We start from the raw sequence: 1588 nt of genomic DNA, 5'->3' as shown, positions 1-1588 counted from the left end.
GCGGTTTCGTTCAGGTGCCGCTGAAGCTTGCTCCGGGCGGCCCGGAAACTCGCTTGCGCTCAAACAGTCCGGGCCGCTGATCCGCCGCTGCGCTTAAGCGGCACTAAAACTCACCGCTGAAGGGGCGCGGGCCGCATCCTCCCGGCACCGGTCTATGAAAGTCGAAAGTTGAGTCCCAATTGACAAGAGACCGTCCAAAAACGGGTATCGTCGCAACCGCTGAAATCGCTCTTTACTAACCGTTGAGATCACGTTATATTTTAATATTCCGTGCTCAGGAAGTGATGCCGGCGGACATGAAAGCCGAGCCTTGCGGTATATGAGGGATTTTACCGGTAAAGGACAGACACTGCACATGCCGGAACACCGATTCAAATCGACGGAGTTCGACAATGGCCTGTTCGCCTGAAAGGGTTATGGCGGTCCCCGGCGGGATCGAAACCGCCGGGTTTCACCGGATTGAAGCCTTCAGGATGGACAGGCCCCGCATCGGAACATTCAAGGGCCTTCCGATGCGGGAGACCGACGGCGCGGTGGAAGAGGGCGAGGGATGGCTGCGATGCATCCACTGCGGCGGCAGGATCGCAAAGGCTGCCGACCAGATCAGCGTCAATGGTCGTTTTGCCCACGTCTTCAACAATCCCTCCGGTTATGTATATGAAATCGGTTGCTTCGCGGCCGCTGAAGGGTGCGTTAACGCAGGCGCGCCCACCCCGGCGTTTACCTGGTTTGCCGGTTTTTCCTGGTGCCTCGCTTTGTGCGGGAACTGCCGCGGTCACATGGGCTGGCATTTCAGATCCGATAAGAGCGGAAGTTTTTACGGCCTCATTCTGGTGAATCTGACGAGAGATTCCCGAGGCGGTTGACGATGGATTCCGGAAAGGCGATGCATGGCCCAAGAGCGAATGCTGATGGAAAAGGAAAGAGCCCTGGTGGTCGAGTTCGGGATGCGGATGGTCCAATCCGGCCTGACCACGGGCACCGGCGGAAACCTGAGCGTTTTCAGGCGGGAATCGGGACTGCTTGCGGTGTCGCCCAGCGGCATTGCCTACGACCGGCTTTCACCCGGGGACGTGGTCGTACTGACCCTTGACGGAGAGGTCGTCGACGGCACGCGAACGCCCACCAGCGAACTCAGCTTTCACCAGGCCCTCTATCGTGTTCGGTCTGAAGTCGGCGCCGTTGTCCATACCCATTCCCCCTACGCCACCACCATGGCCTGCCTGGGATGGGAGATTCCGCCGGTCCATTATCTGGTGGGATTCTCCGGAAAGAAAGTTCCGTTGGCCCCTTATGCGACATTTGGGACGGAGCGTCTGGCGGCCGGCGTCGCGGGCGCCATCGGCGACTACAACGCCCTTCTGTTGGCCAATCACGGGTTGGTGACCGTCGGGGTCGATCTGCCTTCGGCGTTTGCCGCAGCGGAGGAGATCGAATTCGTGGCCCGGATCTACTACCAGGCCCGCACCGTGGGGACGCCACAGATCCTGTCCGATGCGGAAATGGCGCGTGTTATCGAAAAATTCAGGACCTACGGACAGAAAAAGGCCTGACACCGGCTGTTATCACAGTAGGCTGAAGGCTGAAG

The 1588-nt window shown here is 59.3% G+C and carries 2 protein-coding genes; both read left to right on the top strand.

Annotation, left to right across the window (positions count from 1 at the left end):
• Positions 1-392 precede the first annotated feature (392 nt).
• Complete coding sequence (locus AB7S84_RS03805) at positions 393-866, top strand: cereblon family protein (protein WP_020878202.1); 474 nt, start codon at positions 393-395, stop codon at positions 864-866.
• Between the two features lie 24 nt (positions 867-890).
• Positions 891-1553: an L-fuculose-phosphate aldolase gene (locus AB7S84_RS03800; RefSeq protein ID WP_020878203.1), complete on the top strand. Its 663-nt coding sequence runs from the start codon at positions 891-893 to the stop codon at positions 1551-1553.
• Positions 1554-1588 lie beyond the last annotated feature (35 nt).

The sequence above is a fragment of the Desulfococcus sp. genome (assembly GCF_050178255.1).
Taxonomy (GTDB): Bacteria; Desulfobacterota; Desulfobacteria; order Desulfobacterales; family Desulfococcaceae; genus Desulfococcus; species Desulfococcus multivorans.
This window is presented reverse-complemented; position numbering and strand designations above follow the sequence as displayed.

Excerpts from the sequence above, each read along its gene's own strand:
- AB7S84_RS03805 (WP_020878202.1), top strand. The coding sequence starts at position 393 with ATGGCCTGTTCGCCTGAAAGGGTTATGGCGGTCCCCGGCGGGATCGAA.
- AB7S84_RS03800 (WP_020878203.1), top strand. The coding sequence starts at position 891 with ATGGCCCAAGAGCGAATGCTGATGGAAAAGGAAAGAGCCCTGGTGGTC.